The organism is Dyella marensis, assembly GCF_900112865.1.
Lineage (GTDB): Bacteria > Pseudomonadota > Gammaproteobacteria > Xanthomonadales > Rhodanobacteraceae > Dyella_D > Dyella_D marensis_A.
In genome coordinates this window covers 25,353-50,314 of the sequence record NZ_FONH01000001.1, presented here as the reverse complement: position 1 = coordinate 50,314, position 24,962 = coordinate 25,353, and the positions used below count along the sequence as shown (strand labels likewise).

20 protein-coding genes are annotated in these 24,962 nt (G+C 67.1%); 8 read left to right on the top strand and 12 right to left on the bottom strand.

Going from position 1 to position 24,962, the window contains the following annotated elements:
• Nucleotides 1-212 precede the first annotated feature (212 nt).
• From BM172_RS00190 to araD1, 7 genes are read right to left on the bottom strand one after another with little or no spacing between them, the layout of a single operon-like run.
• Nucleotides 213-2,177, bottom strand: coding sequence for a glycoside hydrolase family 127 protein (locus BM172_RS00190; RefSeq protein ID WP_026634111.1), 1,965 nt, complete (start codon nt 2,175-2,177; stop codon nt 213-215).
• Nucleotides 2,174-3,574 (bottom strand): MFS transporter, encoded by a 1,401-nt coding sequence (locus tag BM172_RS00185; RefSeq protein WP_026634110.1) that lies wholly within the window; start codon nt 3,572-3,574, stop codon nt 2,174-2,176. Before BM172_RS00185 ends, BM172_RS00190 begins: the two co-directional genes overlap by 4 nt.
• Nucleotides 3,571-4,584, bottom strand: coding sequence for a galactofuranose ABC transporter, permease protein YjfF (gene yjfF, locus BM172_RS00180; RefSeq protein ID WP_026634109.1), 1,014 nt, complete (start codon nt 4,582-4,584; stop codon nt 3,571-3,573). Before yjfF ends, BM172_RS00185 begins: the two co-directional genes overlap by 4 nt.
• Nucleotides 4,581-5,657 (bottom strand): ABC transporter permease, encoded by a 1,077-nt coding sequence (locus tag BM172_RS00175; protein ID WP_428844748.1) that lies wholly within the window; start codon nt 5,655-5,657, stop codon nt 4,581-4,583. The genes yjfF and BM172_RS00175 overlap by 4 nt, the downstream gene beginning before the upstream one ends.
• Before the next feature lie 6 nt (nt 5,658-5,663).
• Nucleotides 5,664-7,181 (bottom strand): sugar ABC transporter ATP-binding protein, encoded by a 1,518-nt coding sequence (locus BM172_RS00170; RefSeq protein ID WP_026634107.1) that lies wholly within the window; start codon nt 7,179-7,181, stop codon nt 5,664-5,666.
• Nucleotides 7,181-8,140 carry an ABC transporter substrate-binding protein gene (locus BM172_RS00165; protein WP_026634106.1) on the bottom strand — a complete coding sequence of 320 codons (960 nt, stop codon included), beginning with the start codon at nt 8,138-8,140 and terminating at the stop codon, nt 7,181-7,183. The genes BM172_RS00170 and BM172_RS00165 overlap by 1 nt, the downstream gene beginning before the upstream one ends.
• 38 nt (nt 8,141-8,178) lie before the next feature.
• Nucleotides 8,179-9,186, bottom strand: a complete 1,008-nt coding sequence (araD1, locus tag BM172_RS00160) for an AraD1 family protein (RefSeq protein WP_026634105.1) — start codon at nt 9,184-9,186, stop codon at nt 8,179-8,181.
• A 166-nt stretch (nt 9,187-9,352) separates the two neighbouring features.
• On the opposite strand from araD1, the gene BM172_RS00155 reads away from it, so the two are divergent.
• Nucleotides 9,353-10,291, top strand: a complete 939-nt coding sequence (locus BM172_RS00155) for a LysR family transcriptional regulator (RefSeq protein ID WP_026634104.1) — start codon at nt 9,353-9,355, stop codon at nt 10,289-10,291.
• Between the two features lie 329 nt (nt 10,292-10,620).
• Nucleotides 10,621-12,345 (top strand): IlvD/Edd family dehydratase, encoded by a 1,725-nt coding sequence (locus BM172_RS00150; RefSeq protein ID WP_026634103.1) that lies wholly within the window; start codon nt 10,621-10,623, stop codon nt 12,343-12,345.
• An 11-nt stretch (nt 12,346-12,356) separates the two neighbouring features.
• Here the strand turns inward: BM172_RS00150 and BM172_RS00145 are convergent, their stop codons facing one another.
• Nucleotides 12,357-12,809: a RidA family protein gene (locus tag BM172_RS00145; RefSeq protein WP_197022838.1), complete on the bottom strand. Its 453-nt coding sequence runs from the start codon at nt 12,807-12,809 to the stop codon at nt 12,357-12,359.
• A gap of 172 nt (nt 12,810-12,981) precedes the next feature.
• Between BM172_RS00145 and BM172_RS00140 the strand changes: the two genes are divergently transcribed.
• The 3 genes from BM172_RS00140 to BM172_RS00130 all read left to right on the top strand — a co-directional run bounded on the left by BM172_RS00140 (nt 12,982) and on the right by BM172_RS00130 (nt 17,299).
• Entirely contained in the window at nt 12,982-14,574 is a 1,593-nt protein-coding gene (locus BM172_RS00140; protein WP_177218758.1) for an alpha/beta fold hydrolase, read from the top strand.
• Between the two features lie 147 nt (nt 14,575-14,721).
• Nucleotides 14,722-15,201, top strand: a complete 480-nt coding sequence (locus tag BM172_RS00135; RefSeq protein ID WP_026634100.1) for a VOC family protein — start codon at nt 14,722-14,724, stop codon at nt 15,199-15,201.
• A gap of 52 nt (nt 15,202-15,253) precedes the next feature.
• On the top strand, nt 15,254-17,299 hold the full coding sequence (locus tag BM172_RS00130; RefSeq protein ID WP_051548408.1) for a M13 family metallopeptidase: 2,046 nt from the start codon (nt 15,254-15,256) through the stop codon (nt 17,297-17,299).
• 54 nt (nt 17,300-17,353) lie between these two features.
• On the opposite strand, the gene BM172_RS00125 is transcribed toward BM172_RS00130, so the two are convergent.
• Nucleotides 17,354-18,745 (bottom strand): aminotransferase-like domain-containing protein, encoded by a 1,392-nt coding sequence (locus tag BM172_RS00125; RefSeq protein WP_026634099.1) that lies wholly within the window; start codon nt 18,743-18,745, stop codon nt 17,354-17,356.
• Nucleotides 18,746-18,866: 121 nt separating this feature from the next.
• On the opposite strand from BM172_RS00125, the gene BM172_RS00120 reads away from it, so the two are divergent.
• Both BM172_RS00120 and BM172_RS00115 read left to right on the top strand, forming a co-directional pair.
• Nucleotides 18,867-19,730, top strand: coding sequence for a DMT family transporter (locus BM172_RS00120; RefSeq protein ID WP_026634098.1), 864 nt, complete (start codon nt 18,867-18,869; stop codon nt 19,728-19,730).
• Between the two features lie 146 nt (nt 19,731-19,876).
• Nucleotides 19,877-20,908, top strand: coding sequence for a sialidase family protein (locus BM172_RS00115; RefSeq protein WP_231504142.1), 1,032 nt, complete (start codon nt 19,877-19,879; stop codon nt 20,906-20,908).
• Between the two features lie 60 nt (nt 20,909-20,968).
• Here the strand turns inward: BM172_RS00115 and BM172_RS00110 are convergent, their stop codons facing one another.
• Entirely contained in the window at nt 20,969-21,499 is a 531-nt protein-coding gene (locus BM172_RS00110) for a GlcG/HbpS family heme-binding protein (RefSeq protein ID WP_026634096.1), read from the bottom strand.
• Nucleotides 21,500-21,727: 228 nt separating this feature from the next.
• Between BM172_RS00110 and BM172_RS00105 the strand changes: the two genes are divergently transcribed.
• Nucleotides 21,728-22,642, top strand: coding sequence for a LysR substrate-binding domain-containing protein (locus tag BM172_RS00105; RefSeq protein WP_035322757.1), 915 nt, complete (start codon nt 21,728-21,730; stop codon nt 22,640-22,642).
• An 80-nt stretch (nt 22,643-22,722) separates the two neighbouring features.
• Here the strand turns inward: BM172_RS00105 and BM172_RS00100 are convergent, their stop codons facing one another.
• Nucleotides 22,723-23,505, bottom strand: coding sequence for an SDR family oxidoreductase (locus tag BM172_RS00100; RefSeq protein ID WP_197022837.1), 783 nt, complete (start codon nt 23,503-23,505; stop codon nt 22,723-22,725).
• Nucleotides 23,506-24,357: 852 nt separating this feature from the next.
• Nucleotides 24,358-24,852 carry a hypothetical protein gene (locus BM172_RS00095; RefSeq protein WP_035322875.1) on the bottom strand — a complete coding sequence of 165 codons (495 nt, stop codon included), beginning with the start codon at nt 24,850-24,852 and terminating at the stop codon, nt 24,358-24,360.
• Nucleotides 24,853-24,962: the final 110 nt, after the last annotated feature.

The window sequence follows — 24,962 nt, the reverse complement described above, 5'->3', positions numbered from 1 at the left end:
GTGAATGGATGCAGCTCGACGCACGGCCGGAACGACGTCGTTCCGGTCCGCTCCGGCGAGGCCCCAACCCCCCGCCGCTACGGCCGCCGCCTGGCGACGGCCATGACTCACCCCGCGCCGTCCATGCCTCCCCGGCCTGGACACGCCATGGTTTGTTGCTTTTCAGCTCATGCGCCCGCGGGCCGCTTCAACGGCGCCGCGGCGCTAAACGCTCAACAGGTGTCTACCCACACGCGCATCTCTCCCTCGCCGCGGTTGGCCCAGCAGAAATACGGCACGAACGCCAGCGCCTGGCGCTGCTGCGCGGGCGTGCCGGCGTCGTAGCGATACAGTGCGTCGCCGCCGGCGGGCAGCCGGCGCACGCCCTCGACCTGGATCACCTGCTTGCCGCCGAGCACACCTTCGCCCGGCAGCACGCGGAACACGGCATCGGCCGGCAAGACCAGCTGGTGCAGATCCGGGCCGTTGTCGACCTGCTCCAGGCAATAGACCAGCGGCCCGCGCTGCAACGCGACCTTGCCGGCCGCCTGGCGCAGCGACGGGTGGGCGCTGACACGACGCACCGGCATCGGCAGTTCCAGCACGATGCAGTCGCCGGGATGCCAGCGGCGCGTGAGGCGCGCATAGCCCTTGTCGGCATCGATCTGCACCGCCTCGCCGTTGACCTGCAACTGCGGCTGTGCGCACCACTCCGGCAGGCGCAGCGCCAGCGTGGTGGCGAACGGCGCATCGGCGAGCACGTCCAGTTCGATGCGCTCGTCCCACGGATAGTCGCCGCGCTGGCGCAGCTTGAAATGCGCGCCGTTCCGCTCGAACTCGGCCTCGCTGCCCAGGTACAGGTTGACGTACAGCGCATCGTCGCGCTGCGTATAGACGTAGCGGCCGATCGACGCCAGCAGGCGCGCGATATTCGGCGGACAGCAGGCGCAGGCGAACCAGCGCTGGCGCACCGGCTTGACGTGATCGTAGACGTGACTGCCCGGCATGACCCGCGGCACCGTCTCCAGCGGATTGACGTAGAAGAAGCGCGTGCCGTCCAGCGACATCCCGGCCAGCACGGTGTTGTACAGCGCGCGCTCCATCGCATCGGCGTAGCGCCCGTCGCCTTCCATCTGCAGCATGCGGCTGGCGAACATCATCAGGCCGATCGAGGCGCAGCTCTCGGTATAGGCGCTGTCGTTGGGCAGGTCGTAGGCGCTGGTGAACGACTCGCCCCAGCCCTGCGCGCCGATGCCGCCGGTGACATACATCTGCCGTTGCGCCATGTCGTCCCACAGGCGCAGGCAGGCCTCGCGCTTGGCCTCGTCGCCGCTCAGGCGGGCCAGATGCGCGACACCGGTCAGCAGATAGGCGAAGCGCACCGCATGCCCGGTAGCGGCGGTCTGCTCGACGATGGGCAGGTGCGCCTGGCTGTAGGCCTTGTCGCGCACCATCCAGTCGCGGCCATGGTTGTCCCAGAACGACGTGCGGCCGCGCCGTTCGTATTCGATGTCGTAGAAATGCGGCCAGGTGCCGCGCTGCTCGATGAAGTACTGCGCCAGCGACCGATAGCGCGGCTCGCCGGTCGTCTCGTGCAGGCGCAGCAGGGCCAGTTCCACTTCCGGGTGCCCCGGATAACCGTGCAGCTGGTCCGGCGCGGGCCCGAACACGGTATCGATGTGATCGGCGAAGCGGCAGCACACCTCCAGCAGGCGGCGCTTGCCGGTCGCCTGCACATAGGCCACGCCGGCCTCGAACAGATGCCCGGCGCAATACAGCTCGTGGCATTCGGTCAGGTTGGTCCAACGCTCAGCCGGTGCCTTCGCGATGAAGTAGGTATTGAGATAGCCGTCGGGCTGCTGCGCGGCGGCGATCAGCTCGATCACCTCGTCGGCGGCGCGCTCGAGCGCTTCGTCCGGTTCGCGGCACAGCAGGTAGGCGACCGCCTCCAGCCATTTGTAGACATCGCTGTCCTGGAAAACCATGCCCTGGAACGCGCCCTGCTCCCGGCCCGCCGCGATGCGCAGATTGGCGATCGCATGGCTGGGCTCCGCATCCGGGAGGCGATCGTTCAGCGCCTCCCATTGATAGGGCACCACCACTTCGCGAACCAGCGCCTGGTATCTCGCCCAGAACGGCGAGGTCAGGCGGATGCGCTGGAGCGCGAGCTCCGTGGCATTGGACGGGACTGGGGTCATCCGGGGCGATCCGTGTGGCGTTGTTGCAGGTCTTGGCTGACGCGCTTCATGGTCGCGTCGTCCAGGCGGCAGAAACCGAGGGTGAAAGCGAGCAGCAGGTGGATGGCCGCGGGAATCAGGGTCTGGATCGCGGTGATGCCGCCCAGCGCGGTGACCGTCTGGGCGACGCCGGCCTGGTAGCGCACCAGGTACAGCACCAGCGCGATGATGCCGGCGCCGGAAGCCCAGGCCAGCTTGATGAAGACCAGGTTGAACGCGAAGTTCATGCCGGACGAGCGCACGCCGGTCTTCCACTGGCCGTAGTCGTCGGCGAAGGCCATCACCGAGAAATGCAGCGGCAGGCACAGGCCCAGCACCACGCCGCTGCCGAACATCGCCAGCAGCCAGGCCAACTGCGCATCCGCGCCGCCAGGAATGAACCACATCGAGGCCGATACCGCCGCCAGCGCCAGGTTCACGTAGCGGTAGAAGCGCACCGTATCCAGCCAGCGCGACAAGGGGCCGACCAGCAAGGCGCCGAGGATGGCCGCCAGCGCCACGGCGCCGAAGAACAGCGACGCGTAGCGCGCATCGCCCCTGAGCACGTAGGTGATGAAGTACAGATAGCCGCCGCCGCGCACGTTGAGAATGGTGATCAGCAGGAAGGACATCACCAGCATCAGCTGCAGCTGGTCGTTGCGGCGCAGGCCGTCCGCCAGCCGGCGCAGCGAGAACGCCTCGTTGCGCAGCGGAACGCGCTCGCGCACCCACAGGAAGCAGCACAGGAACATCGCCGCCGCGACCGCGCACATCGCCGCCGCGCCCCGCTGGTAGCCGCGCGCCGGGCCGCCCGCGCCGCTCCATTGCTCGACCAGCCAGGGCAGCGCCGTCGACACCAGCAGCGCCGCCGCGCCGCACAGCGCGAACCGCCACGACTGGCAGGACACCACCTCGCGCCGCGAAACGGTCATCGCATTGATCATTGCGCAGTACGGCACATTGATCGCGGTATAGCCCAGCGACAGCAGCAGATAGGTCACGCAGGCCCAGGCGATGCGCGCATCGCCCTGCAGCGGCGGCACGGTGAACGCCAGCACCACCGCGACGCCCAGCGGCAGCGCTACCCACAGCTGCCACGGTCGGTAGCGTCCCCAGCGGCTGCGGGTGTGATCGGCCAGGATGCCCATCACGGGATCGGCAAAGGCATCGAAGATGCGCACCGCCAGGAACATCAGGCCCACCGTCGCGGGGCTGATGCCGTACACGTCGGTGTAGAAGAAGTTCAGGAAATTCATGGCCAGCACGATGACCACGTTGCCGCCGGCATCGCCCAGCCCGTAGCCCACCTTCTCGCGCAGGGTCAGCCGGTCCGCCATGGCGGCGGCGCGGGCCGGCGACGACTCGAGCGCGATCGTCATGGCTTGATCTCCTTTCTGCGGAACAGGCGCTGCAGCAGGCAGAACGCCAGCAGCAGCGCGCCGATGACGATGCGCGTCCACCAGGAGCTCAGCTCGCCGTCGAACACGATCAAGGTCTGGATCAGTCCCAGCACCAGCACGCCGAGCAGCGTGCCCAGTACATAGCCGCTGCCGCCGGCCAGCACGGTGCCGCCGATCACCACGGCGGCGATCGCGTCCAGCTCCAGGCCCAGCGCGTGCTGGCTGTAGCCGGACAGCATATAGAGCGTGTACACCACGCCGGCCAGCGCCGCGCAGAAGCCGCTCAGCGCATAGACCCGCACCACGGTCGCATCCACCGGCAGGCCCATCAGGCGCGCCGACGACTCGCTGCCGCCGATGGCGTACACCGTGCGGCCGAACGAGCTGGCACCGGCCAGCAGCGCGCCCGCGGCGACCACGGCCAGCGCCACCAGCGCGCCGACCGACAGCATGCTGCCGCCGCCGAGCGGAAGGCGCAGGTTGGCGACCGATGCCAGCCACGGCTGGTCGATGTCGATCGAATCCACGCTGATCAGCGTCGCCACGCCGCGCGCGAGGAACATGCCGGCCAGCGTCACCACGAAGGGCTGCAGGCGGAAGCGCTGGATCAGCACGCCCATGCCTGCACCGAAGCCGGTGCCCACGGCCAGCACCAGGGCGATGGCCGCAAGCGGCGGCCAGCCATGCCGCTGTACCAGCTCCGCCAGCAGCACGGTGCTGAACGCCACCACCGCACCGACCGAGAGATCGATGCCGCCGGCCAGGATCACGAAGGTCATGCCGACCGCGACGATGCACAGGAAGGCATTGTCGATCAGCAGATTGAGGAACACCTGCGGAGTCAGGAAGCCGTGATAGAGCACGCCGCCGGCGCCCGCCATGGCGACGAACAGGACCAGCGTCACCAGCAGCGGGACCTGCGCGCGGCGACGCCACCACGGCCGGCGGCCGGCGGCGGCAGATGTCGCGGCGGGAGCGACGGCATTCATGCGCGCCGCTCCGCGCGCAAGCGCAGCAGCGCGCGCAGCTGGCCGCGGCAGAGCGGCGACTGCAGCAGCATCACCGCGAACACCAGCACCGCCTTCACTGCCAGGTTCACCTGCGGCGGCACGCCGATCGCATAGATCGTGGTGGTGAGCGCCTGGATGATCAGCGCGCCCAGCAGGCTGCCCGCCAGGCTGAAGCGGCCGCCGCCGAGCAGGCTGCCGCCCAGCGCCACCGCCAGGATCGCGTCCAGTTCCAGCAGCAGGCCGGCATTGTTGGCATCGGCGCTGTTGACGTTGGAACTGACCAGCAGGCCGGCCAGCGCCGCCGCGATGCCGCAGAACACATAGGCGCCCAGGGTGATCGCCCTGGCCCGCACGCCGGCCACATGCGCCGCCTGCGGGTTATGGCCGATGGCGCGCACGAACAGGCCCAGCGCGGTCTTGCGCAGGGCCAGCTGCAACAGCGCGAAGACGGCGGCGACCACGAACAGCGAAAACGGCAGGCCGAGCACGAAGCCGTTGCCCAGGAACGAATACGGCGCGTAGTACAGCGTGAGGATCTGTCCGCCGCTGATCGACTGCGCGATACCGCGCCCGGCCACCATCAGGATCAAGGTCGCCACGATCGGCTGCATGCCGGCGCCCACCACCAGCCAGCCGTTCCACAGGCCGCACAGCGCGCCCGCGGCCAGCGCCGCCGCGATCGCCAGCCACAGCGGCAGCAGGCCATCGTTCGATACGTGTCCGATTGTCCATGCGGCGACGGTGGCCGCGATCGCCAGCACCGCGCCGACGGAAATATCCAGTCCGCGCAGCGCGATCACCAGGGTCATGCCCAGCGATACCAGGGCCAGCGGCGCGGCGCGGTGGGCGATGTCGATGAGGTTGCCGTACAGATGCCCGTCGCGCCATTGCAAGGCCAGGAAGCCCGGATTGAACAGGCCGTTGCCCGCCAGCAGCAGGATCAGCGTCAGCAGCGGCCACAGCAGCGGATGGGCCAGGCAGCGGCGCAGGCCGCGGCCCCAGCGCGAGCTGATCGCCGATGAAGCCGCCATGGTTCCGGTGGTCTCGGCCATGCCTGCTCAGTCTCCGGCGATCATCGCGAGCACGCGCGCTTCGGTGCTGCCGCCCGGCAGTTCGCCGGCCTTGCGCCGTTCGCGCATCACCGCGATGCGGTCGCACCAGCGCGTCAGCTCCCCGGTCTCGGCCGAGATGAACAGCACGGCCATGCCGGCGTGGGCGCGGCGCGTCACTTCAGCCATCAGCTCCTGCTTGGCGGCCACGTCGATGCCGCGGGTGGGCTCGTCCAGGATCAGCAGCCGCGGCTCGGTGACCAGCCAGCGCGCCAGCATGACTTTCTGCTGGTTGCCGCCGGACAGCAGGCCGACCGGCGTTTCGATATCGGCCGCCTTGATGCCCAGCGCCTGCACCAGCTGCCGGGCCAGTTCGTCCTGCCTGGCGCGGGACATGCCGCGCCAACCCTGGCGCGCCTGCAGCGCCAGCACGATGTTCTCGCGCACCGACAGTTCGGCGACGATGCCGTCGGTCTTGCGCTCTTCCGGACACAGCGCCAGTCCGCGCACCACGGCGTCCGCCGGATGCTTCAGCTCCACGCGCTCGCCGCCGATGCGCAGCTCGCCGCGTTCGGCGCGATCCAGCCCGAACAGCAGCCGCGCCAGTTCGGTGCGCCCCGAACCCAGCAGGCCGCCCAGGCCGAGCATTTCGCCGCGGCGCACCTGTAGGTCGACCGGATGCAGCTTGCCGCGGCAGCCCAGGCCCTGCGCGTCGATGGCCGGCGGCGCGTCGGGCGGCGGCGCCCGCTCCGCGTCGGCACCGGCCACGGTCGGCAGGTCGCGTCCCACCATGGCGTTCACCAGCGCGGCCGGCGGCAAGTCGGCCACGGCGTATTCGCCGACGCGGCAGCCGTCGCGCAGCACCGTGATGCGGTCGCTGACGGCGTAGACCTGATCCAGGAAATGCGTGACGAACAGGATCGCCATGCCGCGCTCGCGCAATTGCGCGATCACCCGGAACAGCTCCCTCACCTCTCCTTCGTCCAGGCTGGAGGTCGGTTCGTCCAGGATCAGCACGCGCGCCGAAACGCCCAGCGCGCGGGCGATCGCCACCATCTGGCGGATCGCCACCGGATAGCTGCCCAGCGGCGCATCGACGTCGAGCTCCAGATGGAGCTGGCGCAGCAGCGAACGCGCGCCATCGCGCACCTGCCGCCAATCGATCATGCGCAACCGGCGCCGGCGCGGATAGCGCCCGGCGTACAGGTTCTCGGCCACCGACAGGTTCGGGCACAGGTTCACCTCCTGGTAGACCGTGCCGATGCCATCGCGCTGCGCCTCCATCGGAGTCGACGGCGCGATGACGCGTCCGTCGAGCTCGACGCTGCCGCGATCGGGGCGCTCCACGCCGGTCAGCAGCTTGATCAGGGTGGATTTGCCGGCGCCGTTCTGCCCCATTAGTGCGTGCACTTCGCCGGCACGCAGGGCGAGGTCGACCCCGTCGAGCGCCAGCGTGGCGCCGAAGCGCTTGCCCAGGCCGCGCGCCTGCAGCACCACGGGGCGAGCGGCGGGCGACACTGGCGTCATCAGTACTTGCGCCCCGGCAAGGCCGCCGCGGCCTGGTCCTGGGTGAACACGCCTTCCTCGACCACGATCCGCTTCGGCACCGGCTTGCCGGCGTGGACGTCGCGGATCAGCTGCGCCAGCTGCGCGCCGAACAGCGGATTGCATTCGATGGTGGCGTTGAGCTTGCCCGCCTTCATCGCCTCGAACGCGCCGCGCACGCCGTCGATGGAGACGATGCGGATGTCCTTGCCCGGGGTCAGGCCGGCCTCTTCGATCGCCTGGATCGCGCCGATCGCCATGTCGTCGTTATGCGCGAACAGCACGTCGATATGGCCGCCTTCGGCCTTGAGGAAGGCTTCCATCACTTCCTTGCCCTTGGCGCGGGTGAAGTCGCCGCTCTGCGAGCGCACCAGCTTGAAGCGCGGGTCGGTATCGATGACCTCGTGGAAGCCCTTCATGCGGTCGATCGCCGGCGCCGAGCCGACCGTGCCCTGCAGCTCGACCACGCGGATCGGGCCGGGCTTGCCGGTGCTGTCCTGCAGCAGCCAGCGGCCGGCCTTGCGGCCTTCCTCGATGAAATCCGAGCCGATCAGGCTCGCGTACAGCGATGCGTCGGACACCTTCACCGCGCGATCGGTCAGCACCACCGGGATGCCGGCCGCCTTGGCTTCGCGCAGCACCGGCTCCCAGCCGGATTCGACTACCGGCGAGAAGGCGATCACGTCGACGCGCTGCGCGATGAAGGAGCGCAGCGCCTTGATCTGGTTCTCCTGCTTCTGCTGCGCATCGGAGAACTTCAGGTCGAAGCCCGGCGCAACCAGCGCCGATTTCACCGAAGCGGTATTGGCCGTGCGCCACTCGCTTTCGGCGCCGACCTGGCTGAAGCCGACGGTGACCTGCCCGACCTGCTTGCCCGCGTCGCGCGAGCAGCCGGCAAGCGCGATCGCCAGCATGGCGAGCAGCACGCATGCGTTCTTCATGAAGCCTCCTGTTCGGTTGCAGCCGCGGCCGCCCCGGCTCACAGCGGACGTACCCCATGCAGCGCGAAGCCGGCCGCCGCGCTGCGCAGCGGATTGCGCAGCGGCGCGCCCAGGGCCGGCAGGTCGATTTCGAAGACGTCGCCGGGCTGCACGCGCACCTCGTCGGCGAAGCTCAGCGTGGCGGTGCCGAAGAAATGCAGGTGCACGTCGCCCGGACGGCGGTGCGCCGCGTACTTGAAATGGTGGTATTCCAGGTTGGCCAGCGCGTGGCACATGTTGGCCTCGCCGGTGAGGAACGGCTTTTCCCACAGCACGCCGTCGCCGCGACGGATGCGGCTGGTGCCGCGCAGATCCTGCGGCAGTTCGCCCACGCGCAGCTCCGGCCCGACCGCGCAGGCGCGCAGCTTCGAATGCGCCAGGTAGAGATAGTTCTGGCGCTCGGTGACGTGGTCGGAGAATTCATTGCCGATGGCAAAGCCCAGGCGGTGCGGCGTGCCATCCGGCCCGATCAGGTACAGGCCGACCAGCTCCGGCTCCTCGCCGCCGTCCAGCGCGAAGTCCGGCGAGGGCAAGGCCTCGCCCGGCGCCATCACGATGCTGCCGTCGCCTTTGTAGAACCACTCCGGCTGTGCGCCCGGCGCATCGCCCTTGGGTATGCCGCCTTCCACGCCCCACTGGAACATCCGCATCGAGTCGGTCAGCGCGCCGGCTTCGGCCTTTTGCTTGAGGTTCTGGTGCATGGCATCGCGCGCGGCGGCGCTGCCCAGATGGGTCAGGCCGGTGCCGGTGACGCGGCAGTGCGCCGGGTCCGGATGATGCAGAGGAGTGAGTATGCGTCCGCTCGCCAGCAGTGATGCGTAATCGAGCCGGACCTCACCGCCCTGCAGCTCCGCCTGCGCCTGCAGGCTGCGCCCGCCCTCGATGGCGCGGGTGGCCAGGGCATAGCTCGAATCCACGCCGTCCAGCACACGAACCTGCAAGCCCTGCGCATCGACCACACCCACCCGCGTGGCATCGGAATCGTCAAGCAGCTGGATCAGGCGCATCGTGTCGCATCCCCGCCGATGGAAAAGTTGGCCCCAGCCGCCAGCGCGCTCCCCGGCGCATCAGGCGCGACAGGCCGTAACCCTTTGGAGAGTGCATGTGAAATCGATATACGACAAATAGAAATTTCGTCGTAACCTATATGAAATCCATTATCGAAAACCGGTCATGCGCCCCACGCCCTGGTTTGTCCGCGCACGCTTGAAGACCCGCCAGCTGATGCTGCTGATCGCGATCGAGGAAGAAGGCAACATCCACCGCGCCGCCGAGGTGCTGAACATGTCCCAGCCGGCGGCCTCCAAGCTGCTGAAGGACCTGGAGGACATGCTGGGCGTGTCGCTGTTCGAGCGGCTGCCGCGCGGCATGCGGCCGTCCTGGTACGGGGAAAGCATGATTCGCCACGCGCGCATCGCCCTCGCCGGCCTGAGCGCGGCCGGCACCGAGATCGAAGCCCTGAAAGCCGGACGCGCCGGCGCGGTGGCCATCGGTGCGATCGCCGGCGCGGCGGTCAGCCTGCTGCCCAAGGCGCTGGCGCGGATCTCGCAGGCGCATCCGGACCTGCGGGTCTCGCTGCTGGTGGAAAGCAGCGACGTGCTGCTGGAGCGGCTGGAGCAGAACCGGCTCGACCTGATGGTGGGGCGTTTGTTCGCCGGGCACGACGACCGCCATCTGCATTACCAGGCGCTGGCCGAGGAACAGGTCTGCGCCATCGCCCGGCCGGGGCATCCGATCTTCGCGCTGCCGGCCCCCGACCTGGACGACCTGGCCCGGGCGGCCTGGATCGTGCCGCCGGAAGGCAGCGTGCTGCGCCACCGTTTCGAGCTGATGTTCCGCAGTGCCGGGCTGCAGGTGCCGCAGCGCGTGATCGGGACCGCCGCCCTGCTGTTCCTGACCAAGATGCTGCAGGAGAGCGATTACCTGGCGGTGGTGCCCCAGGACGTCGCCCGGCACTACGCCGAGCACGGCATGGTGCAGATCGTGCCGCTGGAGCTGTCCTGCAAGATGGATTCGTTCGGCATCATCACCCGCACCGACTGGCTGCTGTCGCCCGGGGCGAAGACGGTGCTGCAGGCCTTGAATGAGGTGGCGGAGGAGGTTTACGCCTGACGAAGGGAAGCCTTCCCTCATTCTCCCAGGGCGAGCCCTTCTCCCTCCGGGAGAAGGTGGCGGCAGCCGGATGAGGGTGCGGGCGGAGCGGTGCACATCACTCTTGCGCTTCGCCCGTACCCTCACCCCAACCCCTCTCCCGAGGGGAGAGGGGCTCAACGTCGCCGCATTTCCCGACGCCGTCATCGATACATTTATCCATATCGAATTAGTGAATATTGTTATTTTTGCAATATCGCTACGCCCAGTAGGATCGATGCCGTAAAGCCACCCGGCCCGCGCCGCAGCGCGTTGCCGCCCGCCCTACAGCAAGGATTCCCACGCCAACCATGGGCTCTCCCAAGAAGCCGCTCAGGCGCAGTCAGGAATGGTTCGGCCGCGAAGGCAAGCAGGGGTTTTATTACCGCAGTTGGCTCAAGGGCCTGGGCCTGCCCAACGATATGTTCGACGGCCGCCCGGTCATCGGCATCTGCAATACCTGGTCGGAACTGACGCCGTGCAACAGCTCCTTCCGCGAGCTGGCCGAGCACGTCAAGCGCGGCGTCTACGAGGCCGGCGGCTTCCCGCTGGAATTCCCGGTGATGTCGCTGGGCGAAACCCAGATGCGCCCCACCGCGATGCTGTTCCGCAACCTGGCCAGCATGGACGTCGAAGAATCCATCCGCGCCAATCCCATCGATGGCGTGGTGCTGCTGATGGGCTGCGACAAGACCACGCCCGCGCTGATGATGGGCGCGGCCAGCGTGAACCTGCCGACCATCGGCCTGTCCGGCGGGCCATCGCTGTCGGGCAACTGGCGCGGCCAGCCGATCGGTTCGGGCACCGGCGTGATCCGCATGTCGGAAATGGTGCGTGCCGGCGAGCTGGCGCAAGAGGAATTCGTCGAGGCCGAAGCCTGCATGCAGCGCTCCAAGGGCAGCTGCATGACCATGGGCACCGCCTCGACCATGGCCAGCATGGTCGAGGCCCTGGGCCTTTCGCTGCCGGAAAACGCGGCGATCCCGGCCGTGGATTCACGGCGCTTCCGCCTGGCCCACCTGTCGGGCCGGCGCATCGTCGAGATGGTGCATGAAGATCTGCGCATGTCGAAGATCCTCACCCGCGCCGCGTTCGAAAACGCCATCCGCGCCAATGCGGCCATCGGCGGCTCGACCAATGCGGTGATCCATCTGCTGGCGCTGGCCGGCCGCCTCGGCGTCGAACTGGCGCTGGACGACTGGGACCGGCTCGGCTCCCACCTGCCCTGCCTGGTCAACCTCAAGCCGTCAGGCGATTACCTGATGGAAGATTTCTACTATGCCGGCGGCCTGCCGGCGGTGTTGCGCGAGATCGCCCCGCATCTGCACCTGGGCGCCTTGACCGCGAACGGCCGCACCCTGGGCGACAACATCGCCACCGCGCCGTGCTGGAACCGCGATGTGATCCGGCCGATCGAGGAGCCGCTCAAGCGCGAGGCCGGCATCGCCGTGCTGCGTGGCAACCTCGCCCCCGACGGCGCGGTGATCAAGCCTTCTGCCGCTTCTGCGCACCTGCTGCAGCATCGTGGCCGCGCGGTGGTGTTCGAGAACATCGACGACTTCAAGGCACGCATCGACGACGAAGCCCTGGACATCGACGAGACCTGCGTGATGGTGCTGAAGAACTGCGGCCCGCGCGGCTATCCGGGCATGGCCGAGGTCGGCAACATGCCGCTGCCGCCCAAGCTGCTGCGCCGCGGCATCACGGACATCGTGCGTATTTCCGATGCGCGCATGAGCGGCACCGCCTATGGCACCGTAGTGCTGCACGCCTCACCGGAGGCCGCTGCCGGCGGCAACCTCGCGCTGGTGCGCGACGGCGACTTCATCGAGCTGGATGTGCCCGGCCGACGCCTGCACCTGGACCTCGCCGACGATGAACTGGCGCGGCGCCGCGCCGCATGGAAAGCGCCGCCGCCGCCCGAGCGCGGATGGGCGAAGCTTTACGTCGACCACGTGCAGCAGGCACACCTGGGCGCCGACCTGGACATCCTGGTCGGCGGCAGCGGTTCGGATGTGGCCGGCGACTCGCACTGACGGCGCCGTTCTCAACCGTCGACCACCGCGATCGCATCGACCTCGATCAGATAACCGGGCGATAGCGCCACCACGCCGACCAGCGTGTCGACCGGCTTGTGATCTCCGAACAGTGCCACCCGGGCTGCCTCGATGATCGACAGGTGTTCGTCGCGCCGGTAGTCGACGACATAGATCGTGATTCTCGCGACATGCCTGGGCTCGGCTCCCGCGGCTGCGAGCGCGCGGCCGAGGTTGGCGAACACCTGGCGCGCCTGGGCCGCCAGATCGCCCTGGCCGACGAGTTTGCCGTGGATGTCTTCAGGCTCCTGGCCAGCGACGAATACCATCCTCGTGCCTGTCGCGACGATGACTTGCGTATACGTTTGCGGTGTGGGCAGATCCTTCGGGTTGATGCATTCGAGCGTCATGGATCGGTGGCCTTCTATGTGGTTGATGACGAGCTGTCTTGCCGACTTGTCCATCTGATGTTGCAGCCGCCGGCGCAAAGCCAGGCGAATGACCCAGGTTCCCCGGGTGTCCAACCCTGCCGTTGGTCCCACCTACTTCCGGCACGCCCGCCCTGCCCGCCCCGGTGAAAGACTTCGCTGGGAACCTGGGTTGACCTCGGGACAACGATTCGCGGGGGAGAGGATCATGAGGGCGATCTGCTGGAGTATCGCAACGGCCTGGCTGTTGAGCACTGTCTGCGGCGCGGCGATGGCCGATGGTGCCCAGGCCGCTGCACCGCCCCTATGGGGAACACTTGCCCCAGGCCAGGACACGGTCGGCTTCCGCCGCCTATTTAAGGTCGACCGGAGCCGGACCTGGATTCAGACCCGCGCGCTGGACGGCACATTTACACCGGACCGAAACGGCCGGCCGATCCAGATCAACGTCTGGTATCCGGCGGCTCCGACCCGATCCGGACCCATGCGCCTGGGGGACTATGTCGAGCAACGCGCGCCGGCGGCGTTCTCCACTTTGAACGACGAAATGTTGCTGCGCAACCGCGACAGCATCGGCGAACCCTTCACCGCCGAAGCTACAAAGCAGCTCGTCGGCATGCCCATGGCTGGCCACCTCGATGCCAAGCCAACGCCTGAGCGACATCCCCTGGTGCTCCTGGCCGGAGGCCTCAGCGCCGACATCAACGTCAACGTGGTGCTTGCCGAATATCTGGCGAGCCACGGCTACGCGGTCGCCAGCGTGTCCTTGCTGGGGCATGACGTCGATGAGATGGCGCCTGCCCGCACCCATGCCAATACGGAAGCCGGGGTACGCGACCTGGAATTCGCCATCGCCACGCTCTGCCAGGCTAAGGATGTCGATTGCGACCATATCGGCGTCGCCGGTCACAGTCTTGGCGCGATCCAGGCGGTGTTGCTGGGGCAGCGCAACGGCAATGTCACGGCCGTGGTGGCGATGGACGGCACCTACGCGTTCAAGGGAAACGAAACCGCGCTCACCGGTGCGAACGGGTTCGATCCGAAGGCGTCGCGGTATGCGCTGCTCGACCTGCGCCGACGGCAAGGCATGCAGTCGGCGGACCTGAATTTCGCGCCGATCGACAGCATGCGCTATGCCGATCGCACCTATGTGCAGCTCAATCTGATGCACCACAGCGATTTCACTTCGTTCTCCATGACGGCAGACGCGATGCATCTGCCAACCAAGGCCGAATACAACGGCACCGGCTGGACCCGCGCGACGGCGCGGCAAGGCTATGAGCTGTCGGCCCGGGTCGTGCTCGCCTTCCTTGACGAACACGTCCAGGGCGATGCCGCTGCTGCCACGCAGCTGGCTGGCCTGTTGAAGTCCGGAACAGTCGCTTCATCACGCCATGAAAACGCCCTGCCCGTACCGCCCGGCCTCACGGACGTGATCGCGCTGGCGCAGCAAGGCAAGGCAGCGGCGCTCAAGCCGATGTACCAGGCCGCTTGCGCGGGCGAGCCGCTGGAACGTTGCGTCGACCAGGATGCCTTCAATAATCGGGCGTACGACGAATTGAAGGCGAAGCGCCCCGAGATCGCGCTGGTGCTGTTCGATCTGGTCGCCTGGTCGCATCCCACATCGGCCAATGCGCAGGACAGCCTGGCGGACGGGTATCTGGCCCTCGGGCAAAAGGACAGGGCGCGGGAGGCCTCGAAGCAGGAGTTGGCCTTGCTCGACCGCGATCCGTCGGTGGACGGGTCGGCGCGGCAGCAGCTGAAGGCCGCGGCCGAGCAACGGCTCAAGGATTTGCCGTAGCTGCATTCGTACCCTGGCTCGACATCTCCAATGACGATGCCGGGTATGGCCTGGCAAGGGCGATGTCGATTCCTGCCCGCTTCGTTCGTCGCAGGTAAGGAAGGCATCCTTCCCACCCTCGAAGCAGCCCGAACCAGGAGAATCCGCATGACCAGCAAGAACACCATCTGCCTGTGGTACGACGGCGCCGCCCTGGAGGCCGCGACCTTCTACGCCAAGACGTTCCCGGACAGCGCCGTGGGCGCCGTCCATCATGCGCCGGGCGATTACCCGGACGGCAAGCAGGGCAATGTCCTGACGGTGGAGTTCACGGTCATGGGCATCCCCTGCCTGGGCTTGAACGGCGGCCCCATGTTCAAGCACAACGAGGCGTTCTCGTTCCAGGTCGCGACCGACGACCAGGCCGAAACCGACCGCCTGTGGGACGCCATCATCGACAACGGCGGCAGCCCCAGCGCCTGCGGCTGGTGCAAGGACAAGTGGGGCCTTTCCTGGCAGATCACTCCGCGAGCCCTGATCGCGGCCGTCACCGATCCGGATCCTGCTGCGGCCAAGCGCGCGTTCGACGCCATGATGACGATGGGCAAGATCGACATCGCCGCGATCGAGGCCGCGCGGCGCGGCTGACCGGCGCCCCGCAGCCATCGCCGTCGAACAGATTCACGCCAAAGGAACATGCATGCTTTTCCCGCGCCGCCCGCTTTTCATCCTCGCGTTCGCCAGCATCGCCTTCTTCACCGCATCGATATCCGCTACCGAGACGACTTCCTTCGATACGTCCGAACTGGAACGCTCGACAGCGCCGTGCGCGGATTTCGATCGCTTCGTCAACGCGCGCTGGCTGGCGGCGCATCCGATTCCCGCGGACGAAGTGCGCTGGGGCGTGTTCGACCAGCTCGCGCTGGAGAGCCTGCGCGTGCAGCACGACATCGCTGAGCAGGCGGCCGGCGCGTCGAACCCGGCTGATGGCGATGTCGCCAGGCGTCAGCTCGGCCTGCTCTATCGTTCGGGCATGGATGCCGCGGCGATCGAGCGCGCCAGTCTGGCGCCGCTTCGACCTACCCTTGATGCCATCGCCCGGCTGAAGACACCCGAAGACACGGCGAACTTCCTGGTCCGCGCGGCTTCCGACGGCCAGCCGTTCGTGTTCGCCTTCGATGTACAGGGCGATTTTCGCGATGCGCGGCGGCAGATCGGGGCCGCGTCGCCCGCCGCGCTGGGCTTGCCCAGCCGCGACTATTACGTCGATGCGCGTTATGCGCGAGAGCGCGACGCCTACCGCGCCTATGTGATCCGCCTGCTCCGCCTGGCGGGCGATGCCGCGCCCGAACAATCCGCGGATGGTGCGCTGGCGCTGGAGGCCGCGCTGGCCAAGGTGACGCCTTCGCCAGTGGAGGCTCGACAGCCGGCGAATCAGTTCCATGCGATGCGCGCGGTCGAAGCGGACCGCCTCACGCCGCACTTCCACTGGACGCCGTTCCTCGCCGCGCAAGGCCTGCCCGCGCGTGCCGAGTTCTCGCTCGCGCCACCTGCATTCTTCGCCGGCTTCGATCGCCTGCTGGCCACCGCGCCGCTGGCGCAGTGGCAGGCCTATCTGCGTTTCCACGCGCTGGACGATGCGGCGCCCTACCTCGCGCAGGCGTTGCAGGATGCCGCCTTCGACTTCCATGGACGCGCACTCACCGGCCAGCAGCAGGACAAGCCCCGCTGGCAGCGTGTGCTCGGCACCGTCAATGCGCAGATGGGCGAGGCGATGGGCCAGCTCTATGTCGCGCGCACGTTTTCCCCTGAGGCCAAGCGGCGCGCGCAGGCCCTGGTCACGCGGCTGCTGGCGGCGCTCAAGGCGCGCATCGAGGCGCTGGACTGGATGAGCGATGCCACCAAGGCGCGCGCCCTGGCCAAGTGGCAGGCCTTCGTGCCGAAGGTCGGCTATCCCGATCGCTGGCGCGACTGGTCCGGCCTGGACCTGTCTCCAACCGGTTACTACGCGAACGTGCGTGCGCTGGCGCGCTTCAATCACCGCGACGCGATGGCGCGCATCGGCAAGCCGACCGACCGCGCCCGCTGGAGCGTGTTGCCGCAGACGGTCGATGCGTTCTACCGCGCGCAGGACAACAGCATCACTTTTCCGGCCGCGATTCTGCAGCCGCCGTTCTTCTACCCGGACGGCGACGACGCCATCAACTACGGCGGCATCGGCGCCGCCATCGGCCATGAAGCCACGCATGGCTTCGACGATGCCGGCCGCCAGTTCGACGGACAAGGCAACCAGGCCGACTGGTGGACGCCGCAGGACAATGCCCGCTTCAACGATCGCGCCGAGGCGCTGGTGCGCCAGTTCGGCGCCTATGCGCCGCTGCCGGGCCATCCCGATGTCCACATCAATGGCCGCCTCACCCTGGGCGAGAACATCGCGGATCTGGGCGGTGTGCACATCGCCTACGACGCCCTGCAAGCCGCGCTCAAGGCCAACCCCGCCGAGGCTGGTCGCCGCATCGACGGCTATACCCAGGACCAGCGCTTCTTCCTCGCCTTCGCGCGGATCTGGCGCGCCCGCATGCGCGAACAGCAGACCCTGGTCTACCTGGCGAGCAATCCGCACGCCCCGCCGCATGAGCGCATCGTCGGCACGCTCGGCAACGTACCGGCGTTTGCACAGGCGTTTCAGTGCAAGGCGGGCGATGCCATGCTGCGGCCAGACGGTGAACAGGTGCGCATATGGTGAGCGCCTGGCCGGCGCGCGCCATCCGTGACATCGCGTTCTATCGAATCCGCACGCTTACGCCTGTGCGCTGGCAAGCGCCCGCGCCAGGACGTCGAAGACTCGCCGATCCGTCGACTGCGACACGTTGAAGCGCAGGAAGTCGCGGGCACTGAGCGATTGACTGAAGGCGTTGCCCGGCGCGAGCACGACGCCATCGGCCAGGCATGTTCGCGCGATGGCCGCGGCATCCATGTCATGCGGCAGCCGGCACCAGAGGAACATGCCCGCCGGCGGAAGCAGCCACGGCTCGATGCCGATGGCCTTGAGCCGGGCCACCGTTTTGTCCATCGCTTCGGCCAGGCGCAGCCGGACCGTTTCCATGTGCCGGCGATAACCGCTGTCGGTCAATGCCCTGAGCGCGACATCGGCAGCCAGGCGCCCGCCGCCGAACGAGGTGGCGATCTTCAAGTCGGCAAGACTTTCGATCCAGTCGCCTCGCGCGGCGATATAGCCGCAGCGCAACGAGGCCGAGATCGTCTTGGAGAAGCTGCCGATATGGATCACTCGCGCCAGCCCGTCGAAGGCGGCCAGGCGCGGCGCGGGGCTGAGCTCGAAATCGGCAAAGATGTCGTCCTCGACGATGACCAGGTCCGAGCTGTCGGCAAGCTTCAGCAATCGATGGGCCGTGACCGGCGAGAGTGCCGCGCCGGTCGGATTGTGGATGCCCGAATTGGTGATGTAGAGACGAGGCGAGTGTTCCCGCAGGGCGGCATCGAATTTCTCCATATCCGGCCCGTTCGGCGAATACGGCACGCCGATGACCTGCACGCGATGCGCCTTGAGCAAGGCGTGAAAATTGAAATAGCACGGATCGTCGAGCAGGACGGTGTCGCCCGGCTCGAGCAGGAACCGGCAGATCAGGTCGATCGCCTGGGTCCCCGACTCCGTCAGCAGGATCCGCTCGGGCACAGCCTCGATGCCGGAGACGGCCATGCGCCGGGAGAGATATTGGCGCAGCCCCGGATGCCCCAGTGGCGTGGCGTATTCCGTCAACTCCAGTGCATCCGCCCTGGCCAGCGAGCGCAGGGCGCGGCGCATGCCCGCTTCGTACAGCCAGGCGGGAGGGAGCCAGCCGCATCCCGGCTTGAGTACGGAGGCATTCGCTTCCAGGGACTGGCGCGAAACCCACAGCGGGTCGACTTCCCGGTCGAGCCGCGGGCCGATCTCGGTCAGCGCAAGCGGAGCGGCTGGCCCGGTCACGTAGAAGCCCGACCCTCGACGGGAAGCGATGATTCCCTCGGCCGCCAGGCGCTCATAGGCCTCCAGCACCGTGGAGACCGAGAGCTGCATGGCCCGCGCCTGTGCGCGAACGGATGGCAGCCGGGTGCCCGGCATGTAGATCCGCGAGGCGATTCGTGAGCGGATTTCCGCCATCACGGCCTTGATCCGCGTTCCGCTTCGTTCCATGGCCCCTCCAACTGTCATGGATAGAAAGCCATAACAGTTCTTGTCGATTGTTGTTGATTGTGACTGGCAGGGCCGAGGCCTGTCGATGTCCCATCCATGTCGACGACCGAAGGATTCATCGATGGAAAAAACAACGAACGGCTGGATCAACGGCTTTATCGGCGTGGCGATCTTCGCCGGATCCTTGCCGGCCACGCGCGCCGCGGTCGCGGATTTCGATCCGACCTTCCTGACCTGCGCACGCGCGACCATTGCCGCGCTGCTTGCCCTTGCGTTTCTGCTGCTGCTCCGGCAGCCGCGCCCGAAGGCCGCGGATGTGCCTTCCCTCGCGCTGACCGCGCTGGGGGTGGTGATCGGTTTCCCGCTGCTGACCGCCCTGGCCCTGCGGCATGTCACCTCGGCGCATTCGATCATCTTCGTCGGCTTGCTGCCGCTGTGTACGGCAGTCTTCGCCGTGCTGCGCGGTGGTGAGCGCCCCCGGCCGGCGTTCTGGCTGTTCTCCGCCCTCGGCAGCGCCTTCGTCGTCGGCTATGCCTTGATGGGTGGCGTCGAGGCGTCGCTGCAGGGCGATCTGCTGATGCTGTCCGCCATCGTCGTGTGCGGCCTGGGCTATGCGGAAGGCGCACGCCTTTCCCGCACCCTCGGCGGCTGGCAGGTGATCAGCTGGGCGCTGGTGCTGTCGCTGCCGGTGATGTTGCTGGTGACCGTGCTGACCATGCCCGCCTCCCTGAGCCATGCGCGCATGCCCGCCTGGATCGGGCTGGGTTATGTCTCGCTTTTCAGCATGCTGATCGGCTTCGTGTTCTGGTACCGCGGCCTGGCGCAGGGAGGTATCGCGGCGGTCGGGCAGCTCCAGCTTTTTCAGCCCTTCATGGGCCTTGGCCTGGCCGCCCTGCTGCTCCACGAAAAGGTGAGCTGGACGATGCTGGTAGTGACGCTCGGCGCCGTGGTCTGCGTCGCCGGCGCGAAGAGGTACGCCAGGTAGGCGCATGCGCCGTATCGATATCGCATACTCCGGCACTTGGCCGGCATCATGCCGGGCGACATCTTCCTGCGCCCTTCGAGTCGAGTTTTTTGATGGAAAGCACATGGGTTTTACGGGTTGGCATGGTCCTGACTGGATTGGTGTGCATGTTGTTCGCATCGCCCATGCAGGCCGCCTCCCCTTCCACGCCACCGGCCATTCGCACGAGCGAATTCGTCGGCGCCGTGCAGACCACGCCGCAAAGTCATGCGGCAACGCTGGTGCAGACGCCGTCCGGACTGGTCGCCGCATGGTTCGGCGGCAAGCAGGAGCGCGATCCTGGCGTAGGCATCTGGATATCGCGGCAGCGGGCCGGGCAATGGTCGGCTCCGGTCGAGGTCGCCAATGGCGTGCAGGCGGGTGGGACGCGTGTTCCGACCTGGAATCCGGTGTTGTTCCGCAGCCGCGGCGGCAAGCTGATGCTTTTTTACAAGGCCGGCCCCGACCCGCAGCACTGGTGGGGCATGCTCAAGACCTCCGATGACGATGGCGCGCATTGGTCGGCACCCCGGCGGCTTCCCGATGGCGTGCTCGGGCCGATCAAGAACAAGCCGGTGCAGCTGGCCGACGGCACCATCGTCAGTCCGTCCAGCACCGAGGGCGAGCATTGGGCCGTGCACTTCGAGCGCTCCACCGATGACGGCGCCAGTTGGCAGCTCGTCGCGCCGCCGATGGGCGAGCAGCCCATCGAAGCCATCCAGCCATCGTTGCTGCTGCATCGCGACGGATCTCTGCAGGCGATCGGGCGCAGCAAGCAGGACAAGATCTTCAGCACATGGTCCCGCGATGGCGGCCGAAGCTGGGCGCCGCTGCGCCTGCTGGACCTGCCCAATCCCAACTCGGGCATCGACGCGGTAGTGCTCGCGGATGGCCGTTCGCTGATCGTCTACAACCCCACCTTGCACGGTGCGCAGTGGTGGGATGGCCGTGGCCAGCTATCGATCGCGGTTTCCAACGATGGCGAGCATTGGCGCAAGGTGCTCGACCTGGAGGACACGCCGGGCGCCGAGTTCTCGTACCCGGCGGTTATCCAGACCGCCGACGGCCTGGTGCATGTGGTCTATACGTGGAAGCGGCAGCGGATCAGGCATATCGTGATCGATCCGCGAAAACTGAGCGCGCCACGACCGATCGCTTGAGGCATCTGTCGTCACTGGTGGCAGATGCCATTTCTGCTTTGGTCGCCCCGTCCTTATTACCTAGTACTGCAGCTTTTCGACAATCTTCGCCACGCCGGCTTGCGCACATACCTCATCCTTGTCGCCGCCCGGCGAGCCACCCACCCCGATGCCGGCCACGATCTCGTCGCCGCGCTTGACCGCCATACCACCCGGCAAGGTGGTGACATTGGGGGTCGACGCCAGTGACTGAGCTGCCAGGCTTGGATATTTCCCGAGCAGCTCAAGGAACTGGCTCGTGCGATCCAAGTGAAAAATCGGGCCCATCGTGACGGCGGTGTAGGCCTTGCGGTAGGCGGAATCCTTCGTGTGTATCGTCGCGTGATCGCCGCGCAGCACGATTTGAGGCGTGCCCGCCACGTCGACCACCGTAACCGTCACCCGGTAGCCTTGCGCGCTGCAAGCACGCTCCGCTTCGAGCGCTCCTTCCAGTGCCAGATTCATCGGCAGCACGTAGCCACTCATCGAGACCTGCGCCCGGGCTGGCGCAGGACAGGTCATCGCAATCGTCATGGCAGCGCCAAGAGCGGCGCTGATTTTTATTTTCGGCATTTCAATCTCTCACAGGAAAGTGGTCAGGTCGGCGATGCTCACCGATACAAGGCGAGCGACGGTGCGGCTGCTCCAACAAAACGTTAGTGCGGTGGATGTCCTCGCACTACGTATCGATGGTGGAGAACAGCTTCGCGAAATTCGAGCAGATGATCGGCGTCCAATGCTTGCTTCTTGCTCGCCAGCAATGCCTATAGACTCGCGTCACCGATCAGGCATGGTGTGCCCATGGACCGTCTCGAAGTCATGACCATGCTGCTGGCCGCCGTCGACCGGGGAAGTCTCTCCGCCGCAGCCAGGGCCTTGCAGATTCCCGTCTCCACGCTGACGCGCAATGTCACCCAGCTGGAGGATGCGCTCGGTACGCGATTGCTGATCCGCACCACCCGCAAATTGGCCTTGACCGATGCAGGGACGGCGTATGTCGCCGCCGCGCGCCGCATTCTCGACCAGGTCGACGAGCAGGAGCGCGACGCCAAGGGCGAGTTCACCACGCCGCGCGGGGAGCTGGTCATCACCACACCGGTGCAGTTCGGCCGGCTGCACGTGCTGCCGGTGATCAATGCGTTCCTGGCGCAGTTCCCGGCGATCAAGGTGAGCCTGATCCAGTCGGATCGCAATATCGACCTGATCGATGCACGCGTGGATCTGGCGGTGCGGATCGGGAAGCTTCCGGACAGCTCGTTGGTGGCGACGCGGGTGGGCGCGCTGCGTGCGGTGGTTTGCGCCAGCCCCGGGTTCCTGGCCACGCATGGCGTTCCGCAGCACCCGGAAGATCTGGCCAGGGTGCCATGCGTAGTTTTCAACAGTCCGTATCTCTCGCCCTGGCGTTTCCGGATGCCTGGCTCGAACGAGCCGACCATCGTTGCGGTCAATCCGCGGCTTGAAGTGACTGCGCCGGATTCCGCCACTGATGCGTGCGTCGCAGGCCTCGGCCCCACCCTGCTGCTGGAGCATGACGTCGCCGAGGCGGTCGCCGCGGGCAGGCTTCGGGTCATTCTCAGCCAGTTCGAGGTCGAGCCGGTGCCGGTGCACATGGTTCATGTCTCGCGCAACGTCATGCCCATGAAGCTGCGCCGCTTCATCGATTTCGCGGCGCCGAGGCTGCGTGAATCGCTGGCGCATTTCGGCAAGACGCCATGAAAAACGCGGCGAAGGCGGCCATGCGGCGGCCGCCTTCGCTGCTGTTTCGCCGGGCCTGCCGCGGCGAAGCGCCACGCGGATTAGAACTGCGTCAGGCCGCCGTCGACGACCAGTTCCACGCCGGTGGTATACGAGGAGTCATTGCTGGCAAGGAACAGCACGGCCTTGGCCACCTCGGCCGGATCGCCAAAGCGCTTCAGCCCGACCTGCTCCGTCAAGGCGGCGGCGACCTCCGTCAGCTGTGCATCGGTCAGGCCGATCTTGCTGTAGAACGGCGTGGCGATCGTGCCCGGGCTGACCGCATTGACCCGAATCCCACGCGGCGCGAGCTCCGCGCCCAGCGTGCGGACCAGCGAACGTGCAGCCGCCTTCGTTGCCGCGAGCACGGACAGGCCGGGCTTGCCTACCGTGTTGAGGAACGAGGTGGTGACGATGATGCTGCCGCCCTTGGGCACCAGCGGCGCGGTCTTCTGGATCGTGAAGAGGACGCCGGCGAAGTTCAGTGCCACGTTTTCTTCGACATAGGCCGGCGTGATGGCTTCCAGCGGAGCCACGGTGCTGGCGCCGGCATTGGCGAACACGATGTCGATGCGGCCGAAGGCCGCCCTCGCCTGCTCTACTGCATGCTCGATATCCTCCACCTTGCGCAGATCCGCCGACACCAGCAGCACTTCTCCGCCCAACTCCTTGCCAGCCTCGGCCAGGCGTTCTGCGTTGGAGCCCACGATGACCACCTGGGCACCTTCGGCGCGGAACAGCTTTGCCGTTTCCAGCCCGATGCCCGACGTGCCGCCCGTGATGAAGGCAACCTTGTTCTTGAGTTTCATGTTCGATTCCAGAGAAAGGGAAAACAGCGTGGCCACAAGTCATCGGTCGCGGCGCCGTGGCGTTTCGGCCGTACCTGCTTGCGGCACATGATGTGTTCGGGCATGGCTCCGGTGAATACGGATATCGCGGACAGCACTTAACCGGAAGCTGGTGAAATCCCTGCTGCCGAATCGGCACCGTATCTGGCTGGCGTCGATTTCACCGTTCGGCGCCAAGCTCCGCCTGCAGGTTCCTGAAGGCAGGAACGTCATAGCTTTCGCGCCAGATCAGCAGTGTGTCGGCGCGACCGGCGTGTCGACGCCATCATCGTGCAGAACGCGGTGTCGCACGAGGCGGGGCTTGGCTCCCTGTGGGAAACGCGACGGCGGTATTGGGCGAATCGCGGCGCGCATGTCGAAAAGCTCCGCGCCAACCTCATTTCGCCCGAGGTCGCCAGGCAGCGGCATCTCGGCAACGATCCCCATCCGGAGCAGTACGATCCCGATGCCTGGACCGACGAGTCGGCCTTCCTCTGCCACGGAAGACCTGTTCTACGACTATCGCACCAACGTGGCTGCCTACCCCACATGGCAGGCCTACCTGCGCGAGCAGCCGCCGCCGCTGCTTGTCCTGGGGGGCAAGTACGATCCATCCTTTACCGTCGAGGGGCGTTGGCTCACCGACAGGATGTCAAGGGCGCGGAAATCCATGTCCTCGAGGCAGGCCACTTCGCCATGGATACGAAGAGCGACGAGGTGTCAGCCCTTGCATTGAAGTTCCTCGACCAGCATCGCCGCTGGCATCGAAGGCAGGGCGGGTACGGGCCGGCCTTAAGCGGGCGCGCCATGCGAATGCATGGCGCGCCTTCTGTCTGCAGGCGCCATGAAGCGCGCGTGCGGCCGCTATCCTTACTTCTGGTCGGCCCCGAGCTTCGCGCTCAAGCCGCCTTCGAACGGCTTCGGGTCGCTGGTGACCAGGCAGTTGTATTCCTTGCCCTCGTTGAGCACCAGGATCTGCGACTTCGCTCCCTTGAAGTCGGTTCCCATCGAGAACAGCACATAGGTGTCCGGCAACGCCGTCGGGCGGAACGCGCCGAATGCGTACTGGCCCGCGATGCCCAGCGGCGACAGCTTGATGGTGAGTACCAGCGGCTGCGTGGCGTGCGGCGACGGCAGCGTCGATTCGGCGCTCATGATCAGCGATTGCGGATCGACCGAATAACGCGTGCTGACGGTGATGCCGAGATAGCGGGAGTTCGGCGACGACACCTGCTTGCGGCAGGCGGCGATATCTTCGGGCTTGGTATCGGGCTGCCCGTTCTGCAGCGTGGCGAACACCTGGGTCAGCCTGACCTTGGCCGTTCCGGTGACCGGCGCCGCGAACGCGGCACCCGCATACGACATGGCAGCCAGCGACAGCGCGCCGCACACCGACAGACAACCCAGACGGAGAGTTTTAATGCGCATATGGATTCCTTCCTTGTTGAAGAGATGCAGTGGACGGCATTTATTTC